General features: G+C 77.2%; 1 protein-coding gene. It reads right to left on the bottom strand.

What is annotated here, in order from left to right; translation table 11 throughout:
* Positions 1 to 356: cobaltochelatase subunit CobN (locus VR45_RS13575; RefSeq protein ID WP_045939985.1), on the bottom strand; the 356-nt coding region annotated here is incomplete at both ends.

The raw sequence follows: 356 nt of genomic DNA, 5'->3' as shown, positions 1-356 counted from the left end.
CGGTGGCCGGGACGTGCCGCAGCCGGGCGTGGGCGACGGCGATCCCGGCGACCCGGGCCGAGCGCTCCTCGTCGGCGGCGTAGACGGTGAGGCCGTCCTCGTCCAGCTCCTTGAAGGAGAACGGGACGGTGATCAGCCGGCCGTCGAACTCGGGCACGGCGATCTGGGTGGCGGTGTCCAGCGGGGAGAGGCCGTCGTCGCTCTCCTCCCAGCGGGCGCGCGACCAGGTCAGGCAGAGCGCCTGGAGGATCGGCCGGTCCAGGGCGGCGAGCGCGCCCGCGTCCCAGGCCTCCTCGTCGCCGCCGGCCTGGGCGTCGGCCGGGCGGGTGCCGCCGGCGGCGAGCACGGTGGTGACC

This window comes from Streptomyces sp. NRRL S-495 (assembly GCF_000966955.1).
Classification (GTDB): Bacteria; Actinomycetota; Actinomycetes; order Streptomycetales; family Streptomycetaceae; genus Kitasatospora; species Kitasatospora purpeofusca.
Note: the sequence above shows the minus strand (reverse complement) of the source record. Positions and strands in the feature narration are given on the sequence as shown.